Raw genomic sequence first — 21,273 nt, 5'->3', positions numbered from 1 at the left:
TCCTCGGGATGGTCCGGACGGGGTCGGACGGGACGGGGCGTCCCGTCGTGCTGTCGATCCCGATCCTTCCCGGAGCCGGTCCCCGGGTCGATTACCTGCCACGTCAAGCGCTCGGAGCCGGACCGGTTCCGGGTCGGCGCAACGCCTTGGTGAGCAGCGTGCCGGCCACGACGAGGGCCGCGCCCAGCCACCACATGGTGTCGAAGATCAGGACGGCGATCCCGATCGGGACCAGCAGGCCGGCCAGCGGCAGCAGCAGGTCGGCCACCGGGGGCGGGTCCGGGCCGGGGCGGCCCATGTCGCGCCGGGCGCGGGCGCGGACCACCTCGGGGTACCACTCGGTGAAGCGCAGAGCCGCGACGATGGCCAGGATCTGGATGATCCAGCCGGTCCAGAGGTTGTCCGGGTTGTGCAGGACGACGTCGCCGTAGCCGCCCGCGAGCGCCGCCACCAGGAAGGCGAGCCCCCACGCCCCGGTGATGACGTAGTTGGTGCGCAGGAACGCGGGCGTGTCCCAGAGGGCCGGGTCGACCTGTTCGCGGGCGTACTGCAGGGTGAACGGCGTCCGGAACGCCATCGAGCCGAAGGCGATCAGCACCAGCGCGATGTTGGACACCTCCCCGGCGTACGTCTCCAGCCAGCGCAGCGTGCCTTCGCTCGCCAGGGCGCCGACGACGGCCAGGCCGGCGAAGAAGACCACGTCGCAGAGTTCGAGGAGCTTCCAGGAGCTGCCCCGGTGGGCCAGCCTGCCGAGAAGGACCAGGGCGACCGAGCCGGCCAGCGCGAGCGCGACCGAGATCTCGAACCGGCCCGGTCCGACCAGCAGGGAGAAGATGATCCACGGAGCCATGCCGACGACGGGGCTCTCCAGGAACCCTCTCCAGCCGGAGGCCGCCGCGGTGCCGCCCGCGGTGCTCATCCTTCCAGGGTGGACACCTTGCGCCCCATCGGCCACTCGTGGGCTCACACGTTCACCGGCCGCCGCACCGCCGCTGGGCCAGGGAGGTGACCCGGGGCCGAACTCGCAGGTGGCGGGCGCCGATTCCCTACGATCGTGCCGTGCCCTTCTTCTCTTTCGAACGCACGGTGCCGCTCCCCCTCGACGAGGCGTGGCGCCGGCTCACGGAGTGGCCCCGCCACGGTGACGTGGCCCCACTGACCCGGGTCACCGTGATCACACCCCCGCCGACCCGGGAGGGCACACGTTTCGTGGCCCGTTCGGGCCTCGGTCCCCTCGCCTTCGACGACCTCATGGAGGTCACGCTCTGGCATCCCCCGGCGGACGACGAGCCCGGGCTGTGCCGGCTCGAGAAGCGCGGGCGGGTCGTCCTGGGCTGGGCGGAGATCGAGGTCCGGCCCGGGCCGGGGGGCCGTGCCCGCGTGGTGTGGCGGGAGGAACTGCGGGTGCGGTTCCTCCCGCGCCTCGTCGACGGTGTCGTGGAACGCACCGCGCGCTCGGTGTTCGGGCGGGCGGCCAACCGGTTGCTCAGGATGTCATGACAGCCGGTCCCTGATCGCGGCGAGAGCAGCGCAGTCACGGACACCGGAGCCGTGTGCGCAGGTTCGAATCCTGCCGGGGGCACCCCTTATGAGGTGCCCAAAGATCCCGTCACCAGCGGAAACGCCGAGTACGGGGTCTTCGCGTATGTGCAGGCGTGTGCGGTCCGGACCGACCGTATGTCGGTGTCTGTGGACGAGGCGTGGACGGGATCTTGAAGCGTTGCCCCAGGTGAGATCTCGAAATCGACGAGGCCCCTGGACGTGACGCCAGGGGCCTCGGATGCGGTCGCTGATACTCGCAAAGCAGGCCGTCACTGTGTCTCAGCGAGCTGTCGGAGCCAGCTGGCACGCTTCGGGTGACTGCGCAGGTCCCGTCGCGCCCACGGGTCGCGTTGGAGACCGTCTCCGCTCGCTTGATGGACTGGGAGTCCACGTTGTCGACGATGTAGCGGATCGCATCCACCAGGGCGCACCGCGGGGCCTCTTTGCGTGAGTATCACCAGGCGGCGGGATCTGTCGGCCCCGCTGCCGCCGCGCCGGTGTGTTGGCCCCGTCGGCGATGGTCGGCGGGGCGCTGCTGGTTTCAGGGCAGTTGATCGTAGGTGCACCAGCTGCTCTGGTCCAACATGTTTCTCGGCGTATAGGGGTAGTTTGTGGGGAGGGCGAGCCTGTCGTCGATCCGTTCACCCGCATATGTATCCGGGGCTGTCATGTCCGGGGTGTACATCCGGCCATAGCTTTGCAGCCAGCTCTCCCAGGTCCGGTCCACGTTGCAGTGGTGCAGGAAGAACACCGGGTCGTTGGGGGAACTCAGAGGCAGCATGTCGCCGCCTGTCCACAGGTGAACCTGATTGTGCGTCCAGGGCCGCCCCGATGGGTGCCAGCCTTCGAGCCGGCTGCGGAAGCCGTCCGAGTTGACGCTGAAGTCGAGGACGTCGTACCGGTCTTCCGGTTTGGGGTTGGGACTGTCCGGCGCGAAGTCGAGGGCCGCTTTCACATCCGCGCTGGTCGGCAGGGTCTCCCAGCCTTCCGGCCAGGACCGGGCGAACTCCCGGACCAGACCCCGTCCCTGGCCGTTCCCGGCCTGGGACGGCCGTCCGTCGGGGCCGCTTTCGAGGCGGACGGTGAAGTTGTTCGGGTCGTTCGGGTAGAAGCCGAACGGTCCGTCGGAGACGGGGTTGCCTTGCCCGCCCATGTACTCGGGCGTCCAGATCGGGGCATCGGTCGGCGAGCCGTCGTCGCCGTCGGCCGACCAGTCCCAGTACGGCAGCGCAAAGCTGTTGTCTTCGCCGAGTATCCGTTGAATGTTGCGCTCCACGAGGATGAGCATCAACCGGTGCCACGGCAGAAAGACCGGCCCTCGGTGGGCGTAATTGCGCACCATCGGGTCGCCGTTCCGCGGAATGGGGAAAGTTCCCGCCTGAATGTGCCAGATCACAAACAGGTCGTAGGTGTACACCGGGTTTTCCGGGCCGGGGATGCCGAAGTTCCTGGTGGTGCGTCCGGTCCGCTCCTTCTTGAGCAGTTCGACGCCCGTGACGTACTTCTTCAGCGCGTTCTCGTCGTGCAGGATGTTTCTCCGGACCAGGGCCATCTCAGGCGCCTCCTCCGAAGTGGTCGGGATAGGTGGACATCAGTGCCCGGACGGCGTCCAGTGCCGAGGTGAACTGGTGATAGGGCAGGCCGGGGCTGTACAGCATGCCGCTGTCAGCCACGTGCAGCCGGGCCGTCACCGGTGTCCCGTCCACGACGACGTCGTAGGTGGTGGTGACCGCGATCCGGTGCCCCTCGTGCTCCGTCGTGCGGACGGAAGGCGCTGGCTCCGACGTCTGCTCTCCAGCCGACTGGGCCAGCTCGGCCAGGTAGCTTCCGAGCGTGTCGGGCGCGGCGGCAGCAGCGATTTCTTCCGGTTCGATGGCTGTCATGACGGACTCCCTGATGATGGTGGTTCGCAGGGGCCGGGGGAGTATGGACATCCCTCCATTTCCACCATCCCCGGCCCGGCCCCGGCTGTCCAATCGGCCATCCGGTCAAGAGCCTTGTCAGCCTGTAGGCGGATTCCATCCGCAGGCTCGAGCGCCCGTTTCGCCTCGCGACAACGGCTGATCCTGACGGCACACAGCGGCACGACGTGTCACTCGTATTCGCGCAGTAGGCCTTCGATACGCCGGTTGGCAACGTCCTGCCGCCCGTCGAGACACTTCGCGTAGCGGGTCAGCAAGACCTCAACGCTGTTGCCGGCGCGTTCGGCAACCTCGGTGGGATCGACTCCAGCATTGAGCCACGTCGACAGCGCCGAGTGGCGAAGGTCGTACGGCCGACTCGCGAGCGGCGAGCCCGCGGCGTTCGGCGAAAGCGCCAGCAGCCGAGCTTCCTGCCACACGCGGTAGTACGTCGAGGACGGAACAACCGAGCCCTTCTCGCTGAAGAAGAGCCGCCCATCGTCCGCCGTGCCGAACGTGGAGAGGTGCTCGCGCAGCACTGCAACAAGCTGAGGCGGAATGGGCGCATGCCGAACGTCCTCAGTCGGCCGATTCTTGAGCCCGCGGTCGTCGTGGGTCTCCCCCGAGTCGGTCCACTCCTTGCCGACCGAGGGACGAGTCCGGTGCAGCAGCGCCGATCCCCAGCCGCCCTCGGGGAGGAGAACATCAGTCTCGACCAGACCGACCGCCTCAGCGGGGCGCAGGCCGCCGAAGTACATCGCCGCGAACAGCCCGACGAGACGCCGGCCGCGAGCACGCCGGTAGCCGCCCACGTAGGACACCGCCGCCAGGAGATTGCGAGCCTGCTCCGGGTTGGCCACGACACGCGGATCGATCTGGTTGGACACCTTGGGTTTCTGCCAGCGAACAGCCGTGATGGGGTTCTCGCGCAGCTCCCCCAGGTCGACCGCGTAGTTAAAGCGGGTGTCGCAGGTTCGAATCCTGCCGGGGGCACAGACAGAAGGACCAGCCCAGGAGGAGTTTCCTCCCAGGCTGGCGCTTCGTCATGTTCGCGGGCGTGTCACACGCGCGCTAACCAACCGATCAAAGAGACTCACGGCCCAGCACCTGGCCAGGGCAGATGACGAGGGGTGACGGGGGATGCCGCGTCCACAATCGTCACGTCATCCCCCGTCGCCCGCTCTGTGCGGACGATCTCCAATTACTGTCTGCAAGAAGCAATCACCAGCGCGTACATTCGACCGGACACGCCGAGTTGTCGCGCCGGCGCATGCGCACGGGAGTGAAGGGGCACGTCTCCGTGAAGCCGAGCAGTGTCCGCTTACGTGAGGCTCGAACCGGCCGGGGCTGGAGCCAGCCACGGCCGGTAAGGGAGTTACGCCAAGCCGCCGCTCAGCGCGGGCATCAGCTTCCGTCGGACGCCAGCGTGAAGCGCCGCATCGCCAGTTGGGAGAACGGCCACAGCACCCCAGACGACTTCTATGGCCCGCTGCTGTGCGATGCCTTCACCGCGAGTGCCGCAGAACTCGGCCTGAATCACGGAGAACCAAAAGACGCTCCAGTCCTCGACGCCGCGTATCCCGCCAGCCCCGATGACGCCATTCAGACGGTCGGCCAGTTGTGGCGCGCGGATCTCAACCAATATGACCCGCTGCTCACGGCGGAGCCGTCCGAGCCTGCGTGGAGCGAGGCGTCCCTTCGGTGGTTGGTTGCGCCCGAGCCGGGCATCCCCCGCCCGCGTACCGAGGGAATGCGAGTCGGTCTCGGCGACGTGGCAGCCGTCAAGACCACGGCGGACATGTTCGCCCGGCTCGACGACCAGTTCGGCGGAGACCACGCGCGTCACTAGGTCATCCAGTACCTCAACAACGACGTGACCCCACTTCTGCGAGGCCGGTACACCGAGCAGGTAAGCCGGGCCCTCTTCTCCACCGTCGCGGAAGCCACGCTCCTTGCCGGTTGGATGTCGTACGACGCCTGCCGCCACGGGCTCGCCCAGAGGTATTTCCTCCAGGCGCTCCGCCTCGCCCAGGACGCCAATGACCGCCGGCTCGCGGGCAGCATCCTGTCAGCGATGAGCCATCAGGCAACCTTCCGGCCAGTAGAACCTCGTGCAGTCGCTGCCAGACGCCGGCCTCGTTCCAGTCCCGCAGCCGCCGCCAGCAGGTTATGCCCGAGCCGAAACCGAGATCCTGCGGCAGGTACTCCCACTGGATCCCGGTGTGCAGCACGTACAAGATCCCGCACAGCACTTCCCGGTCCGGCAACGGCTTGCGACCCGGATACCGAAAGCGCCGCTCACGCTGCGGCAGCAACGGCTCAAGGCGATCCCACAACTCTGCGCACGGTGGCCGACCGAGCGACGGCGCTGTGGCAGGTTCTACAGCCGCAGCGTCGCCTGACGCTGCTGGGCCAGACCAGACCCGCCGTTCTGGAGGATCTCGTGAGCGCTCCTTGCACGATCTCCTCGACGCCGTCTCCGAAGGGGCGTCTGCGCTGTCGGTCTGACCACGCTGCCGACCTCAGGCCACCGACCCGATCCGCCCCGCCGGCAGCGACGTCGTGTCGTGGTGGATCGGGGTGTGCGCTCCGGTCAGCGAGATCCCGCTGCCTCCGCGCCGGTTGGCGACGATCTCCGCGGCGATGGAGAGTGCCGTCTCCTCGGGCGTACGGGCGCCGAGGTCGAGGCCGATCGGGGAGCGCAGACGGGCCAGTTCGAGTTCGGTGACGCCGACCTCGCGCAGGCGCTCGTTGCGGTCGAGGTGGGTGCGGCGGGAGCCCATCGCACCGACGTAGGCGACCGGCAGGCGCAGGGCCAGTTCGAGCAGCGGTACGTCGAACTTGGCGTCGTGGGTGAGGACGCACAGGACGGTGCGGCCGTCGACCTCGGCGCGCTCCAGGTACTTGTGGGGCCACTCGACGACGATCTCGTCGGCCTCCGGGAAGCGGGTCGGGGTGGCGAACACCGGGCGGGCGTCGCACACGGTGACGCGGTAGTTGAGGAACTTGCCGACGCGGACCAGGGCGGAGGCGAAGTCGATGGCGCCGAAGACGATCATGCGGGGTGCGGGGACCGACGACTCGACCAGGAGCGTGAGCGGGGCGCCGCAGCGGGAGCCCTGTTCGCCGATCTCCAGGGTGCCGGTGCGGCCCGCGTCCAGGAAGGCACCGGCCTCGGCGGCAACCGTGCGGTCCAGTTCGGGGTGGGCGCCGAAGCCGCCGTCGTAGGAGCCGTCGGGGCGGACGAGGAGGGCCCGGCCCAGCAGTTCGGCCGGTCCCTGGACGACACGCGCGACCGCCGCCGCCTCCCCAAGGGCGGCGGCGGCCAGCGCGGCCGCGAGCACCGGCCGGGCGGGACCGTCCGCCCGGACCGGTGTGACGAGGATGTCGATGATGCCGCCACAGGTCAGACCGACGGCGAAGGCGTCCTCGTCGCTGTACCCGAAGCGCTCCAGCACGGTCTCCCCGTCCTCGAGCGCCTGCCGGCACAGGTCGTACACCGCTCCCTCCACGCACCCGCCGGAGACCGAGCCGATCGCCGTGCCGTCGGCGTCCACCGCGAGGGCGGCGCCGGGCTGGCGCGGGGCGCTGCCGCCGACGGCCACCACGGTGGCGACGGCGAAGTCACGGCCCTGCTCGACCCACCGGTTCAGCTCCTCGGCGATGTCCAGCATCTCTCGGTCTCCTTAACGGGGTTGCGTGGAAGGGGAGTTCGGCGGGCCGGCTAGTGCACGCCCAGCCAGCCCTCGATCGGATGCAGTGCGAAGTAGATCAGGAAGATGACCGTCAGACCCCACATGAAGGCGCCGATCTCGCGGGCCTTGCCCTGGGCGGTCTTGATGGCCACGTAGGAGATGACGCCCGCGGCGACACCGGTGGTGATGGTGTACGTGAACGGCATCAGGACGACGGTCAGGAAGACCGGGATCGCGGTGGCGCGGTCCGCCCAGTCCACGTGCCGGGCGTTCATCAGCATCATGGCGCCGATGACGACCAGGGCGGCGGAGGCGACCTCCTGCGGGACGATCGCGGTGACCGGGGTGAAGAAGAGACAGGCCGCGAAGAACAGGCCCGTGACGACGGAGGCCAGACCCGTGCGGGCGCCCTCGCCGACGCCGGTCGCCGACTCGATGAAGACCGTCTGGCCGGAGCCGCCCGCCACACCGCCGATCGCACCGCCGGCGCCGTCGATGAACAGCGCCTTGGACAGGCCCGGCATACGGCCCTTGTCGTCGGCCAGCTTGGCCTCGGTGCCGACGCCGATGATCGTGGCCATCGCGTCGAAGAACCCGGCGAGCACGAGCGTGAAGACGATCATGCCGACGGTCATCGCGCCGACCTTGCCCCAGCCGCCGAACTCGACGTGCCCGAAGAGCGAGAAGTCGGGCATCGAGACCGCGCTGCCGTGCAGTTCGGGGGCGCCGTTCGCCCACTGCTTGGGATTGATGACGCCGGCGGCGTTGAGGACCGCGGCGACGATCGTGCCGGAGATGATGCCGATGAGGATGGCGCCGGGGATGTTCCGGGCCTGCAGCATGAAGATCAGCAGCAGGGTGCCGGCGAAGAGCAGCACCGGCCAGCCGGCGAGTTCGCCCGCGGGGCCGAGGGTGACGGGGGTGTGCGCACCCTGGTGCACGAAGCCGGACTTGTAGAAGCCGATGAGGGCGATGAAGAGGCCGATGCCCATCGTGATGCCGTGCTTGAGCGCCAGCGGGATCGCGTTCATGATCATCTCACGCAGGCCGGTGACGACCAGCAGCATGATGACGACGCCGTACATCACGCACATGCCCATGGCCTGCGGCCAGGTCATCTCGGGGGCGACCTGCGAGGACAGGACGCCGGAGACGGAGAGGCCGGCGGCGAGGGCGAGCGGCACCTTGCCGGCGAAGCCCATCAGAAGCGTGGTGAAGGCCGCCGCGAACGCGGTCGCGGTGATCAGCGCCTTCTGGCCGAGCGTGTCCCCCGCCGCGTCCTTGCCGGACAGGATGAGGGGGTTGAGCAGGAGGATGTAGGCCATCGCCATGAAGGTGGTGATGCCGCCGCGGACCTCTGTCGAGACCGTGGACCCTCTCTTGGATATGTGGAAGTACCGATCGAGCCAGGAACGCCCGGCCGGGACGCGGCTGCCATCGCCCGCGTCGTCGGCTGCGGTCCTGGGCTCCACTGACTGCTGGGTCATGGTGCCATCTCCCAAGGTTCACAGGGGCACCCGTGCAACCGCCTTTACGGTCACGGGATTTGGGAATGGACGACCCGGGGGACGGCCCGAGACGAACGAATTTCCTGGTACTTCAAGGACCGCGAGCGGTGCGGAACTCAAAGGGGTTCCTCCGGGCGGCGCGGCGGAGTGTGTGACGTTCCCTCACGCCGCCCGGAGAGCTGGGGTGTTACGCGGTCCCCGTCAGGTGCTCGGGCCGCACCGGAGTGCGGTTGAGCTCCAGCCCGGTCGCGTTCCGGATCGCCGCGAGGACGGCCGGGGTGGACGACAGGGTCGGGGCTTCACCGATGCCGCGCAGCCCGTACGGGGCGTGGTCGTCGGCGAGTTCGAGGACGTCGACCGGGATGGTCGGCGTGTCGAGGATGGTCGGGATCAGGTAGTCCGTGAAAGAGGGGTTCCTGACCTTCGCCGTCTTCGGGTCGACGATGATCTCCTCCATCACCGCCACGCCCAGGCCCTGGGTGGTGCCACCCTGGATCTGGCCGATCACGGAGAGCGGGTTGAGGGCCTTGCCGACGTCCTGGGCGCAGGCCAGTTCGATGACCTTGACCAGGCCGAGTTCGGTGTCGACCTCGACGACCGCGCGGTGCGCGGCGAAGGAGTACTGGACGTGCCCGTTGCCCTGGCCGGTGCGCAGATCGAAGGCCTCGGTCGGCCTGTGCCGCCACTCCGCCTCGATCTCGACGGTCTCGCCCTCCAGGACGTCGACCAGATCGCCGAGGACCTCGCCGCCGTCGGTGACGACCTTGCCACCCTCCAGCAGGAGTTCGGCGGTGGCCCAGGCGGGATGGTAGGTGCCGAACCTGCGGCGGCCGATCTCCAGGACCTTCTCGCGGACCAGCTCGCAGGCGTTCTTCACGGCGCCGCCGGTGACGTACGTCTGCCGGGAGGCCGAGGTCGAACCGGCGCTGCCCACCTGGGTGTCGGCCGGGTGGATGGTCACCTGGGCGACGCCCAGCTCGGTGCGGGCGATCTGCGCATGGACGGTGACCCCGCCCTGGCCGACCTCCGCCATCGCGGTGTGCACGGTCGCGACCGGCTCGCCGCCGATGACCTCCATGCGCACCTTGGCGGTGGAGTAGTCGTCGAAGCCCTCGGAGAAGCCGACGTTCTTGATGCCGACGGCGTAGCCGACCCCGCGTACGACGCCTTCGCCGTGCGTGGTGTTGGACAGACCGCCGGGCAACTGCCGCACGTCGGCGCCCTCGCTGGACTCCCACTGGCGCTCGGGCGGCATGGGCATCGCCTTGATGCGGCGCAGCAGTTCGGCGACCGGGGCCGGGGAGTCGACCGGCTGCCCGGTCGGCATGAGGGTCCCCTGCTCCATGGCGTTCAGCTGCCGGAACTCCACCGGGTCCATGCCGAGCTTCTTCGCCAGCTTGTCCATCTGCGCCTCGTAGGCGAAGCACGCCTGGACCGCGCCGAAGCCGCGCATGGCGCCGCAGGGCGGGTTGTTGGTGTAGAGGGCGATGGCCTCGATGTCGACGTCCTCGACGACGTACGGGCCGACCGCCAGCGAGGACGCGTTGCCGACGACCGCCGGGGAGGCGGACGCGTAGGCGCCGCCGTCCAGGACGATCCTGCACTTCAGGTGCGTGAGCTTGCCGTCCTTGGTGGCGCCGTGCTCGTAGTAGAGCTTCGCCGGGTGCCGGTGGACGTGCCCGAAGAAGGACTCGAACCGGTTGTAGACGATCTTGACGGGCTTGCCGGTGCGCAGCGCCAGCAGGCAGGCGTGGATCTGCATCGACAGGTCCTCGCGGCCGCCGAACGCGCCGCCGACGCCGGACAGCGTCATGCGCACCTTGTCCTCGGGCAGGCCGAGGACGGGCGCGATCTGGCGCAGGTCGGAGTGGAGCCACTGGGTGGCGATGTAGAGGTGGACGCCGCCGTCCTCCTCGGGCACCGCGAGGCCGGACTCGGGGCCGAGGAAGGCCTGGTCCTGCATGCCGAAGGTGTACTCGCCCGCGACGATCACGTCGGCCCGCCGGCGGGCCTCCTCCACGTCGCCGCGGATGATCGGCTGGCGGTGCACGATGTTCGGGTGCGGGACGTGGCCGATGTGGTGGTCGTCGCGGTTCTCGTGGATGAGGATCGCGTCCGGGGCGGTCGCGGAGGCCTCGTCGGTGATGACCGGGAGTTCCCGGTACTCGACCTTGATCTTGGCGGCGGCGCGGCGGGCCGTCTCCGGGTGGTCGGCGGCGACGATCGCGACCGGCTCGCCGTGGTGGCGTACCTTGCCGTGGGCGAGGACCGGGGTGTCCTGGATCTCCAGGCCGTAGTTCTTCACCTCGGTGGGCAGGTCGTCGTAGGTCAGGACCGCGTAGACGCCCGGCGTGGCGAGGGCCTCACCGGTGTCGATCGACACGATCTCGGCGTGGGCGACGGTGGAGCGCAGGATCTGGCCCCACAGCATGTCCTCGTGCCACATGTCGGACGAGTACGCGAACTCGCCGGTGACCTTGAGGGTGCCGTCCGGGCGGAGCGTGGACTCGCCGATGCCGCCCTTGGTCTGGGAGCCCTGCGTGATCTTCGTAGGAGCGCCGTTGGTCGGCATGTCAGACCCCCTCGGACTGGCGGGCTGCCGCCAGACGGACCGCGTCCATGATCTTCTCGTAGCCCGTGCAGCGGCACAGGTTGCCCGACAGCGCCTCGCGGATGTCCGCGTCGGACGGGTTCGGGTTGCTCTCCAGCATCTCGTCGGCGGCGACCAGCAGACCCGGGGTGCAGAAGCCGCACTGGACGGCGCCGGCGTCGATGAACGCCTGCTGGATCGGCGAGAGGGCTGCGCCCGGGGAGATGGCGCCCTCGCCGGTCTGCGAGTCGGTGCCCTTGGCCTGCCACTGCTGGGCGTCCTGCAGGCTCGTACCGCAGGCGCCGGTCGCGCAGCCGCCCTCGGCGCGCTGCTTGGCGTAGTCGGCGAGGCCCTCGACGGTCACGACCTCGCGACCCTCGACCTGGCCGGCCGCGACCAGGCAGGAACAGACCGGGACGCCGTCCAGGCGCACGGTGCAGGAGCCGCACTCGCCCTGCTCGCAGGCGTTCTTGGAGCCGGGCAGGCCGAGGCGCTCGCGCAGGACGTAGAGCAGGCTCTCGCCCTCCCAGACGTCGTCGGCTTCCTGCGGACGTCCGTTGACGGTGAAGTTGACGCGCATTACGCAGCTCCCTCGGTGGTGCGGCGGGCGCCGCGGTACGACTCCCAGGTCCAGGTGAGCGTCCGGCGAGCCATGACGCCGACCGCGTGGCGGCGGTAGCTCGCGGTGCCCCGGACGTCGTCGATCGGGTTGCAGGCGGCCGAGCACAGGTCCGCGAACTGCTTGGCGACCGACGGGGTGATGATCTTTCCGTTGTCCCAGAAGCCGCCCTCTTCGAGAGCCGCGTTCAGGAAGTCTTCGGCGGCCTTGGCCCGCACGGGGGTCGGGGCGGCGGAGCCGATGCCGGTCCGGACCGTGCGGGTCTCGGGGTGCAGGGCGAGACCGAAGGCGCACACCGCGATGACCATGGCGTTGCGGGTGCCGACCTTGGAGTACTGCTGCGGGCCGTCCGCCTTCTTGATGTGGACGGCGCGGATCAGCTCGTCGGGCTGGAGCGCGTTGCGCTTGACGCCGGTGTAGAACGCGTCGATCGGGATCAGGCGGGTGCCGCGGGCCGCCGACTCCACCTCGACGTCGGCGCCGGCCGCGAGGAGGGCGGGGTGCGCGTCACCGGCGGGCGAGGCCGTGCCGAGGTTGCCGCCGACGCCGCCGCGGTTGCGGATCTGCGGGGAGGCGACCGTGTGCGAGGCGAGCGCGAGGCCCGGCAGCTCGGCACGGAGATTCTGCATGATCCTGGTGTACGGGACGGAGGCACCCAGCCGTACGGTGCCCTCGCCGACCTCCCACTCGGTGAGGTCGCCGATGCGGTTCAGGTCGAGCAGGTACTCGGGCCGGCGGTGGTCGAAGTTGATCTCGACCATCACATCGGTGCCACCCGCAATCGGCACAGCGGTGGGGTGCTCGGCCTTCGCGGCGAGCGCCTCCTCCCAGCTGGCGGGGCGAAGGAAGTCCATGACCGGCTCTCTTCTTCGTCTCGTGGGTCGTACGTATTGAGCCAATCCGTGTGCGGCGGGCCCGGCTCGTTCATGTCCTGTTAACGCGGAGTGGACTCAGTACACCGCCCCGTACTCCGACCCGGTCAGTCACCGAAAACATGAAGGAGTTGGCTGGCCACGGCGGGCATCTTGTAGATTCGTATGAACGGAGGTCATCGGTAACCTCTCCGTTTTCCTCGGGAAACGCAGGACACAGCCCGACGACCCCGGAGAACGGCCTGTGCGCCCCGCGTCGGGTCCCTCCCCCGTCACCCATCCAAGATTCATCGTAGGTTTCGAGACAAAGAACGGCGGCGACGAGATGCGGCTTCGCGCACTTCTGGACACCGATGCGCTGGGCCTGCGGCTGCTCGGCGGTGAGGACGAGCTGGACCGCTCGGTACGCGGAGTCATGACCACCGACCTGCGCGACCCCAGCCGCTACCTCTCCGGCGGCGAGCTGGTGCTGACGGGCCTGGCCTGGCGTCGGGACGCCGACGACTCCGAACCCTTCGTGCGCCTCCTGGTGCAGGCCGGGGTGGCGGCCCTCGCGGCCGGCGAGGCCGAGCTGGGCGATGTGCCGGACGACCTGGTGCTGGCCTGCGCCCGGCACCGGCTGCCGCTGTTCGCGGTGCACGAGTCGGTGGCGTTCGCGACCATCACCGAGCACGTCGTACGGCAGGTCTCCGGCGAGCGGGCCGGGGACCTGGCGGCCGTGGTCGACCGGCACCGCCGGATGATGACCTCGGGCCCGGCCGGCGGCGGCCCGGACGTGGTCCTCGACCTGCTCGGCTCCGACCTGGACCTGCGCGCCTGGGTGCTCTCCCCCACCGGTCGGCTGATCGCGGGCTCGAAGGTCTCGAATCCGGAGCTGCCGCCGGAGACCTGCGCCAAGCTGGCCGCCGAGCACCTGGCCGCCGCCCGCACCGGTCGCCGCGGACCGCACCGGCTGCTGCTGGGCGGCACCCGCTACTCCCTGTTCCCGATCCGCTCCTCCGGGCGTTCCCCGCAGGCCGCCCGCGACGTGCGCGAGACGGTCCTGTCGGACTGGCTGCTGGCCGTCGAGGCGGACGCCGGGGACTGGCCGGAAGAGCGCCTCGACCTGCTCCAGGGCGTCACCCAGCTGATCGCCGTCGAACGGGACCGCCGGGACGCGGCGCGCACGGTACGGCGCCGGCTCGCCCAGGAGGTGCTGGAGCTGGTGCAGACGGGTGCCGCGCCCGCCGAGATCGCCGCGCGTCTGCGGGTGGCCGCACCCGTGCTGCTGCCCGGGCTCGGGGCGGCCCCGCACTGGCAGGTCGTGGTGGCCCGCGTGGAGTGGGAGGGCGACGGGGTCGAGGGCGGTCCGGTCGCTCAGTCGCTGCTGGAGGAGGTCCTGGTCGACCCCATGGCCACGGGCCCGGAGCCTTCGGACCGCATCGCCGTCGCGCACACCGGCGACGAGGCGATCGCCCTGGTCCCCCTCCCGGCGGTCTCCACGGAGCACGACGGCTCGGAGACCGGCCTGCTCGCCGACGCGCTGCTGCAGGCGGTGCGGGAGCCGCTGTCGGCGGGCCTGAACGACGACGGGCGGCTCACGCTCGGCGTCAGTGCCGCCGTGCACTCGGCGGAGGGGCTGCGCGGCGCCCTGGAGGAGGCCCGGCACGCCCGCCGGGTGGCCGCTGCCCGCCCCGGCCGGGTCTGTGCGGCCGGCCACCAGGAACTGGCTTCCCACGTCCTGCTGCTGCCCTTCGTCCCGGACGACGTCCGCCGCGCCTTCACGGCACGCCTGCTGGACCCCCTGAAGGACTACGACCGCCGCCACCGCGCCGAACTGATCCCGACCCTGGAGGCGTTCCTGGAGTGCGACGGCTCCTGGACCCGCTGCGCCACCCGGCTCCACCTGCACGTCAACACGCTGCGCTACCGGGTGGGCCGCATCGAGCAGTTGACGGGACGGGACCTGTCGCGCCTCGAGGACAAGCTGGACTTCTTCCTGGCGCTGCGCATGAGCTGAGGTCAGGCGGGCGTGCGGCGGCCAAACCAACTCACGCCAATGCCCCACCACTTTGTGAAATCTTTCACCCACCCTCTTGGCCCGGCCCCGCCATTGGTGCTGGAATGCCGCCACCACTCAACAGCTCGATGGCGTGCTCGGGGAGGGCAACGTGGCGCATTCCGCCATGTCTGGTAACGGAACGACCGCCGGTGACGATCCGCTCCAGACCGCGGTATGGCGGTTGCGCTCGCGGGCCTGCTGGGCCGATGCGGCGGCGCTGCTCCCGGCGGACACACCGGCCACGACCCTCCAGCGCGCCGCGCTGCTGGTCGAACGGTGCCTGTACACCGAGCGGGGCTGGGAGGAGGCGGAGGACGCCCTCCGTACGGCCGAGGCGCGGGCGCACACCGACGAGGAGCGGGGGGCGGCCGCCTGCGAACGCGGCCAGCTCGCCTACGCGGCCACGCTGCACGGGGTACGGGACCGGGCGGACGAGGCCCGGGCCGCGCTGGGCCGGGCGGCCGCGCTGATCCCTCCGGGGGCCGCGGGCCGGGCCCTGCTGGACTTCCGCCGGGGTCTGCTGGCCGAGAACCTCGCCCGCTCCCCGCAGGCGGCCCGCGCCGCGTACCGCCGGGCCCACGCGGGTGCGACGGCGCACGCCGACCCGCTGCTCCTGTCCTTCACCTGGCGCCACCTCGCCGGACTCGCCCTGCAGGAGGGCGAGTTGGCAGAGGCGCGGCACGGCTTCACCGAATCACTGCGCATCCGCGAGGAGTTGGGCTACCTGGTGGGTACGGCCCCTGCGCTGGCGTCGTTGGCGGACGCGGAGTCCGAGCCGGAGGCCTCACGGCTGCGGGAGGAGGCTCGGCGGCTGTTCCGGCTGCTCGGCGGTGTACCTACGTGGCTGGCCCGCCAGCTGACTCCGCCGGCACCTGGTGCTGCCACGGCTTAGCGGCGGATTCGTATGGGTCGGTTGCCGGGTGCGGGTCCGTTGTGGCTGATCGCGCAGTTCCCCGCGCCCCTTTGGGTAGGCCAGCGCAACGTACTTAAGGGGCGCGGGGAACTGCGCGATCAGCCCCCACCGGGCCGCACCCGGCAATCGACCCATACCCCAACGGCGAAGCCCCGCTCAGCTCGCGCCGGCGAAGTGCTCCCCCACCAGCACCCGCACGACATCGAGATCCCGAGCGATCAACGCGTCAAGCAGCGCAGCGTGCTGCGCCGCGTCCGCCACCAGGTCCGCGCTGCCGTGCCGTACCTGTGACCGCCGGTGCAGGTCCTCCGCGATCTGGACCAGCTGCTCGTTGCCCGCCAGGGACAGGACGGCCCGGTGAAAGGCCCGGTCGGACTCCGCGTACGTGGCCATGCAGCCGGAGGAGGCCGCGCGTACCGTCTCCTCCGCGAGGGGGCGGAGTTCGGCCCACCGCTCGGCCGGGACGGCGCGGGCCAGCCGCAGCATCACCGGCACCTCGATCAGCGCCCGCACCTCGGCCAGCTCGGCCAGCTCGCGCGCACCCCGCTCGACGACCCGGAAGCCACGGTTGGGCACGACCTCGACGGCCCCCTCCAGCGCGAGCTGCTGCATGGCCTCCCGCACGGGTGTCGCCGACACCCCGAAGCGTTCGCCGAGGACCGGCGCCGAGTAGACCTCGCCGGGCTTCAGCTCGCCCGCCACCAGCGCCGTACGCAGCGCGTCCAGGATCTGTCCGCGCACCGAGGAGCGCTGCACGACGGCCCGTGGCTGCGGGACGGGCTGCTCGCAGTGCGTGTGCTCGCCCCGCGCGCCCGGCAGGGTGGTGCCCCTCTCCCGGGTCACGTCCACAGCGCGCTGCTGCGCAGGCACCCGGGGGGAGCCCTGCACACCCTGCTTCACGGGGCCCTCCTCCGGCTGGTCGGTACTCGGGTCATTAACGGCGGGTTGTTACTTGTCCGTCAAGCACCATAGGCGCACAAGGCGACAGTTCAAACTCCCTCAAGGGCGGGTAAGGTTAGCCTTGCCTGAGCGGAGTCGACACCCGGGAACGAGGGGTGGGTCACCGGCACCGGGTCGGGCGGCGCCGGCCTCGACGCCTTCCCCGCCCGGGACGAGGCGCAGGTCCCGCGGGACCACGGGCGGCAAGCCCGCGCGGACGTCGTCGCGAGCCTGGTCTGCACCGCTACGCCTGGCCGGCCTGCCTGCTGATCACCGTCCCGTGATTCCTGCACCGCCGGGTGCCCCGGCTGCCCGTGACGCAGATCTCGTGCGACCGCACCGCCGGCCGCGGATGCGCAGGCGCGAGCGCGGGCGGGCATCGTGGGGCACGGCGACCGACGAGGTCGTGGAGGGGCTGTGGTACGTCGCCCATCTGCCGGGCGCCGCCGAGGAGGCACGGGCCGTACGCGAGCCGGAGCCGCTGCCCACCCGGGACCGGGCCGGCTGCTGCATGTTCTGCACCGTGCGCCCCGAGGACACCTGCGCCACCCGCCCGCGCACCTGCGACAGCGACCGCATCGCCAAACGTGCTACTACTGCTGCCGCCTGATGGTTCCTCAGGTCCGGAGCAGTACCCCGGGTCCACTAGGATCATCGCATTCGTACCACCCACCGCCCGACAGGCAATTCACAACTTCCTCACTTGCCTCGGGAACTTTCCGCGGAACCATCCGTACGGGTAGTCTTATTCGAACTCAACTCCCGCCCCTCAAGCGGCAGTTCGAGCAGATCGCTGCCCTGGGCATCCCCTTGCACTTCCTTGGCGGCCTCTTGCCCCGAAACCCTCTGAGGGCCGTCGGGAGTGGGCCACTATGGCGGGCGTTACGCCCTATCCCAATGCAAGGGACCCCTGATGAGACTGACCGACATATCGCTGAACTGGCTGCTTCCGGGCGCCGTACTGCTCCTGGGGATGCTGGCGGCGGTGGCGGTGCTCGCGCGCGGAAAGCGCTCCTCCGGGGAGAACGCGAGCGCGGACGACTCGTGGGAGCGCAGCGAGGAGCGCCGCAGGCGCAAGGAGGCCATCTACGGCACCGCCTCCTACGTGCTTCTTTTCTGCTGTGCGGCGGTCGCGGCCGCACTTTCCTTCCACGGCCTGGTCGGCTTCGGCGAGCAGAACCTCGGCCTGACCGGCGGCTGGCAGTACCTGGTGCCGTTCGGCCTCGACGGCGCGGCGATGTTCTGCTCCGTCCTCGCGGTGCGCGAGGCCAGCCACGGTGACGCGGCGCTCGGCTCCCGGATACTCGTATGGATGTTCGCCGCGGCCGCGGCGTGGTTCAACTGGGTGCACGCGCCCCGGGGCGTGGGGCACGACGGCGCGCCGCAGTTCTTCTCCGGCATGTCGCTGTCCGCGGCCGTCCTGTTCGACCGCGCGCTGAAGCAGACCCGCCGGGCCGCGCTGCGCGAGCAGGGCCTGGTGCCGCGTCCGCTGCCGCAGATCCGTATCGTGCGCTGGCTGCGGGCCCCCCGCGAGACGTACAGGGCCTGGTCGCTCATGCTGCTCGAAGGCGTGCGCAGCCTTGACGAGGCCGTCGAGGAGGTCCGCGAGGACACCCGGCAGAAGGAGCAGGCGCGGCAGCGCCGGCGCGACCAGCAGCGGGTGGAGCGCGCCCAGCTCAAGGCGATCAGCCGGGGCCACCGCGGTTTCGTCGGCCGCACCGCCGGCCGGCAGATGGAGATCCAGGCGCTGGAGCGCGAGCCCGCGTCGGCGACCGCGGAGCCTGCCATATCGACGCCGGAACAGCTGCCCGTGCGCTCTCGGCCGTCCCTCCAGCCGGTTCGCAAGGCTACTGAGTCGCTCACGGTGGACCTCACGGCGGAGGACGACACCATGGCCCTGCCGCGCCTGGACTCGCTCGAGCGCAAGCTGAAGGACCTCGAGCAGCAGTTCGGCTAGGAGGCCGGGACTTCGGCTCATCACGGGACGGGGGCGTGACCGCGCGGGTCACGCCCCCGTCCCGTTCCCGTCTCCGGTCCCTCTCACGCGGCCTCGGCGCCGAGTTCGAACCACACCGACTTGCCCACCCCGTGCGGCCGTACGCCCCAGGCGTCCGCGAGGGACTGCACCAGGACCAGGCCCCGGCCGTGGGTGTCGTCGCCGGTGTCCGGCGCGCGCAGGTGCGGCCTGCGGGCCACGAAGTCCCGTACCTCGACGCGCAGTCCGCGCGGTGAGACGACGGCGGTCAGCACCGCGTCGTCGTCGGTGTGCACGAGCGCGTTGGTGACGAGTTCACTGGTCAGCAGTTCCGCTATCTCCGAGCGGCCCGGCCTGCCCCAGTGCCGCAGCAGTTCGCGCAGCTCCCGTCGGGCCTCGGGCACCTCCCTGAGGTCCGCCCGCCCCAGCCTGCGCCTGAGCTGGTGCCGGTGCGCCCGTTCCGTGATGGTGTCGGTCTCTTCTTCCCCCGCCTTCGCCGAGGAGGCCCCGATGGCCACGGGACCGCCTCCTCGTGCCTGCCTCTTCATGACCCCCGCCTGCACGTTGCCGGACCTGCCCCTCCTGATCGAACACGTACACGGCAATCCATGCCCAACCGTCCTGCGGGCACGCATGGCGGTCCGCCGACGGCCGTCTGTTCGGCCACCCCCGTACGGCCGTCCGGCCGGCCCTCCGACACCCCCGCAACCGCGCCGGACCCGCCAAGCCCGCCGTACGACGTCACGCGCGCCCCATCGCGGCAGGGCTCGGCCGTCCGGCAGTGGAGGCCGACGGGTCGTCACCCGGCACGAAACTGGCCGGAAACCATCGCTCCGGTCGGCCCGCTCAGGGCCCGGCGGGGAATATTCCCCGGGCCCTCAGGGCCTGGGGACGTTCCGCAGATTGGAGCGGGCCATCTGGAGCATGCGGCCGACCCCGCCGTCGAGCACGATCTTCGAGGCCGAGAGCGCGAAGCCGGTGACCATCTCGGCGCTGATCTTCGGCGGGATGGACAGGGCATTGGGATCGGTGACGATGTCCACCAGGGCCGGGCCCTTGTGGCGGAAAGCGTCCTTCAGCGCCCCGGCGAGCTGCTTGGGCTTCTCCACCCGCACCCCGTGGGCACCGCAGGCGCGGGCCACCGCCGCGAAGTCGGGGTTGGTGTTGGCGGTGCCGTACGAGGGCAGGCCCGCGACCAGCATCTCCAACTCGACCATGGAGAGCGAGGAGTTGTTGAACAGCACGACCTTGACCGGCAGGTCGTGCTGCACGAGCGTGAGGAAGTCGCCCATCAGCATGGCGAATCCGCCGTCCCCGGACATGGAGACGACCTGCCGGCGCCGGTCGGTGAACTGGGCGCCGATCGCCATGGGCAGCGCGTTCGCCATCGAGCCGTGCGAGAAGGAACCGATGATCCGGCGGCGGCCGTTGGGCGAGATGTAGCGGGCGGCCCACACGTTGCACATGCCCGTGTCGACGGTGAACACGGCGTCGTCGTCGGCGACTTCGTCCAGGACTGCGGCCACGTACTCGGGGTGGATCGGGACGTGCTTCTCGACCTTCCGCGTGTACGCCTTGACCACGCCCTCCAGCGCGTCGGCGTGCTTCTTCAGCATCTTGTCGAGGAACCGCCGGTCGGTCTTCTCCCGCACCCGTGGGAGAAGACAGCGCAGGGTCTCGCGGACATCGCCCCACACGGCGAGGTCGAGCCGGGAGCGGCGGCCGATCACCTCGGGCCGTACGTCGATCTGCGCGATCCGCACGTCGTCCGGCAGGAAGGCGTTGTACGGGAAGTCGGTGCCGAGCAGGATCAGCAGGTCGCACTCGTGGGTGGCCTCGTAGGCGGCGCCGTAGCCGAGCAGACCGCTCATGCCGACGTCGTACGGATTGTCGTACTGGATCCACTCCTTGCCGCGCAGGGCGTGCCCCACGGGTGACTTGACCCGCTCCGCGAACCGCATGACTTCGGTGTGCGCGCCGGCCGTGCCGCTGCCGCAGAAGAGGGTGACCTTGTCGGCCGCGTCGATCATCTCCACGAGCTTGTCGATCTCGGCATCGCCGGGCCGGACGGTGGGCCGGGAGGTGACGAGGGCGCTCTGGGGAGCCTTGTCCGGGGCGGGTTCGGCGGCGATGTCGCCGGGCAGGGAGACCACGCTCACCCCGCTCCGGCCGACCGCGTGCTGGATGGCGGTCTGCAGCAGCCGGGGCATCTGCCGGGGGCTGGAGATCAGCTCGCTGTAGTGGCTGCACTCCTGGAAGAGCCGGTCCGGGTGGGTCTCCTGGAAGTAGCCGAGGCCGATCTCGCTGGAGGGGATGTGCGAGGCGAGGGCGAGCACCGGGGCCATGGAGCGGTGGGCGTCGTAGAGGCCGTTGATGAGGTGCAGGTTGCCCGGGCCGCAGGAGCCGGCGCAGGCGGCCAGGCTGCCGGTGATCTGGGCCTCGGCGCCGGCCGCGAAGGCGGCGGTCTCCTCGTGGCGTACGTGGATCCAGTCGATGGCGGAGTTGCGGCGGACGGCGTCGACGACCGGGTTGAGGCTGTCGCCGACGACGCCGTAGAGGCGGCGTACGCCGGCGCGGACCAGGATGTCGACGAACTGCTCGGCGACGTTCTGCTTGGCCATGGCTCTCGTCAGCCCCTTCGATGTCCCGGGATCCGCCCCTCCCGTTCCATCAATCCA

The 21,273-nt window shown here is 70.5% G+C and carries 16 protein-coding genes and 3 pseudogenes; 6 read left to right on the top strand and 13 right to left on the bottom strand.

The genetic code is table 11. The features are described from left to right. Positions 1–103 precede the first annotated feature (103 nt). Positions 104–919, bottom strand: a complete 816-nt coding sequence (locus ACIRVH_RS01650) for a hypothetical protein (RefSeq protein ID WP_403947281.1) — start codon at positions 917–919, stop codon at positions 104–106. Positions 920–1,059: 140 nt separating this feature from the next. Here ACIRVH_RS01650 and ACIRVH_RS01645 point away from each other — a divergent pair, with 140 nt between their 5' ends. Then, a complete protein-coding gene (locus ACIRVH_RS01645) occupies positions 1,060–1,500 on the top strand; it encodes an SRPBCC family protein (RefSeq protein ID WP_403947280.1) in 441 nt (146 codons plus the stop codon). Positions 1,501–2,083: 583 nt separating this feature from the next. Here ACIRVH_RS01645 and ACIRVH_RS01640 read toward each other — a convergent pair. From ACIRVH_RS01640 to ACIRVH_RS01630, 3 genes and pseudogenes are all read right to left on the bottom strand, one after another. Continuing rightward, entirely contained in the window at positions 2,084–3,094 is a 1,011-nt protein-coding gene (locus ACIRVH_RS01640) for a tyrosinase family protein (RefSeq protein WP_403947279.1), read from the bottom strand. Position 3,095: 1 nt separating this feature from the next. Beyond that, positions 3,096–3,425, bottom strand: a complete 330-nt coding sequence (locus tag ACIRVH_RS01635; RefSeq protein ID WP_403947278.1) for a hypothetical protein — start codon at positions 3,423–3,425, stop codon at positions 3,096–3,098. A gap of 209 nt (positions 3,426–3,634) precedes the next feature. Next, positions 3,635–4,399, bottom strand: a pseudogene (locus tag ACIRVH_RS01630) (tyrosine-type recombinase/integrase); the annotation flags it as partial. Between the two features lie 470 nt (positions 4,400–4,869). On the opposite strand from ACIRVH_RS01630, the gene ACIRVH_RS01625 reads away from it, so the two are divergent. After that, positions 4,870–5,292 carry a hypothetical protein gene (locus tag ACIRVH_RS01625; protein WP_403947277.1) on the top strand — a complete coding sequence of 141 codons (423 nt, stop codon included), beginning with the start codon at positions 4,870–4,872 and terminating at the stop codon, positions 5,290–5,292. A gap of 247 nt (positions 5,293–5,539) precedes the next feature. Here ACIRVH_RS01625 and ACIRVH_RS01620 read toward each other — a convergent pair. The 6 genes and pseudogenes from ACIRVH_RS01620 to ACIRVH_RS01595 all read right to left on the bottom strand — a co-directional run. Beyond that, positions 5,540–5,779, bottom strand: a pseudogene (locus tag ACIRVH_RS01620) (transposase); the annotation flags it as partial. Between the two features lie 186 nt (positions 5,780–5,965). After that, positions 5,966–7,117 (bottom strand): XdhC family protein, encoded by a 1,152-nt coding sequence (locus ACIRVH_RS01615; RefSeq protein WP_403947276.1) that lies wholly within the window; start codon positions 7,115–7,117, stop codon positions 5,966–5,968. A 50-nt stretch (positions 7,118–7,167) separates the two neighbouring features. After that, complete coding sequence (locus ACIRVH_RS01610) at positions 7,168–8,625, bottom strand: NCS2 family permease (RefSeq protein WP_403947275.1); 1,458 nt, start codon at positions 8,623–8,625, stop codon at positions 7,168–7,170. A gap of 208 nt (positions 8,626–8,833) precedes the next feature. Then, the gene (locus ACIRVH_RS01605) at positions 8,834–11,218 is read right to left on the bottom strand and encodes a xanthine dehydrogenase family protein molybdopterin-binding subunit (RefSeq protein WP_403947274.1); all 2,385 of its coding nucleotides are present in this window, start codon (positions 11,216–11,218) and stop codon (positions 8,834–8,836) included. Position 11,219: 1 nt separating this feature from the next. Next, a complete protein-coding gene (locus ACIRVH_RS01600) occupies positions 11,220–11,816 on the bottom strand; it encodes a (2Fe-2S)-binding protein (protein ID WP_403947273.1) in 597 nt (198 codons plus the stop codon). Beyond that, complete coding sequence (locus ACIRVH_RS01595) at positions 11,816–12,709, bottom strand: FAD binding domain-containing protein (RefSeq protein ID WP_403947272.1); 894 nt, start codon at positions 12,707–12,709, stop codon at positions 11,816–11,818. Before ACIRVH_RS01595 ends, ACIRVH_RS01600 begins: the two co-directional genes overlap by 1 nt. Before the next feature lie 343 nt (positions 12,710–13,052). On the opposite strand from ACIRVH_RS01595, the gene ACIRVH_RS01590 reads away from it, so the two are divergent. Both ACIRVH_RS01590 and ACIRVH_RS01585 read left to right on the top strand, forming a co-directional pair. Next, positions 13,053–14,726: a PucR family transcriptional regulator gene (locus ACIRVH_RS01590; protein WP_403947271.1), complete on the top strand. Its 1,674-nt coding sequence runs from the start codon at positions 13,053–13,055 to the stop codon at positions 14,724–14,726. A gap of 166 nt (positions 14,727–14,892) precedes the next feature. Next, complete coding sequence (locus tag ACIRVH_RS01585; RefSeq protein WP_403947270.1) at positions 14,893–15,660, top strand: hypothetical protein; 768 nt, start codon at positions 14,893–14,895, stop codon at positions 15,658–15,660. A gap of 177 nt (positions 15,661–15,837) precedes the next feature. Here the strand turns inward: ACIRVH_RS01585 and ACIRVH_RS01580 are convergent, their stop codons facing one another. Then, positions 15,838–16,581, bottom strand: coding sequence for a GntR family transcriptional regulator (locus tag ACIRVH_RS01580; RefSeq protein ID WP_403947269.1), 744 nt, complete (start codon positions 16,579–16,581; stop codon positions 15,838–15,840). Positions 16,582–16,713: 132 nt separating this feature from the next. Between ACIRVH_RS01580 and ACIRVH_RS01575 the strand changes: the two are divergent. Together ACIRVH_RS01575 and ACIRVH_RS01570 are read left to right on the top strand one after the other, a co-directional pair. After that, positions 16,714–17,230, top strand: a pseudogene (locus ACIRVH_RS01575) (iron-sulfur protein); the annotation flags it as partial. 303 nt (positions 17,231–17,533) lie between these two features. Then, positions 17,534–18,577, top strand: coding sequence for a DUF2637 domain-containing protein (locus ACIRVH_RS01570; RefSeq protein ID WP_403947268.1), 1,044 nt, complete (start codon positions 17,534–17,536; stop codon positions 18,575–18,577). Positions 18,578–18,660: 83 nt separating this feature from the next. Here the strand turns inward: ACIRVH_RS01570 and ACIRVH_RS01565 are convergent, their stop codons facing one another. Both ACIRVH_RS01565 and ACIRVH_RS01560 read right to left on the bottom strand, forming a co-directional pair. Then, positions 18,661–19,113, bottom strand: coding sequence for an ATP-binding protein (locus ACIRVH_RS01565; protein ID WP_403947267.1), 453 nt, complete (start codon positions 19,111–19,113; stop codon positions 18,661–18,663). A 360-nt stretch (positions 19,114–19,473) separates the two neighbouring features. After that, the gene (locus ACIRVH_RS01560) at positions 19,474–21,216 is read right to left on the bottom strand and encodes a pyruvate dehydrogenase (RefSeq protein ID WP_403947266.1); all 1,743 of its coding nucleotides are present in this window, start codon (positions 21,214–21,216) and stop codon (positions 19,474–19,476) included. Between the last annotated feature and the right edge of the window lie 57 nt (positions 21,217–21,273).

Origin of the sequence: Streptomyces sp. NPDC101165, from assembly GCF_044768135.1 — a bacterium.
GTDB lineage: Bacteria > Actinomycetota > Actinomycetes > Streptomycetales > Streptomycetaceae > Streptomyces.
Note: the sequence above shows the minus strand (reverse complement) of the source record. Positions and strands in the feature narration are given on the sequence as shown.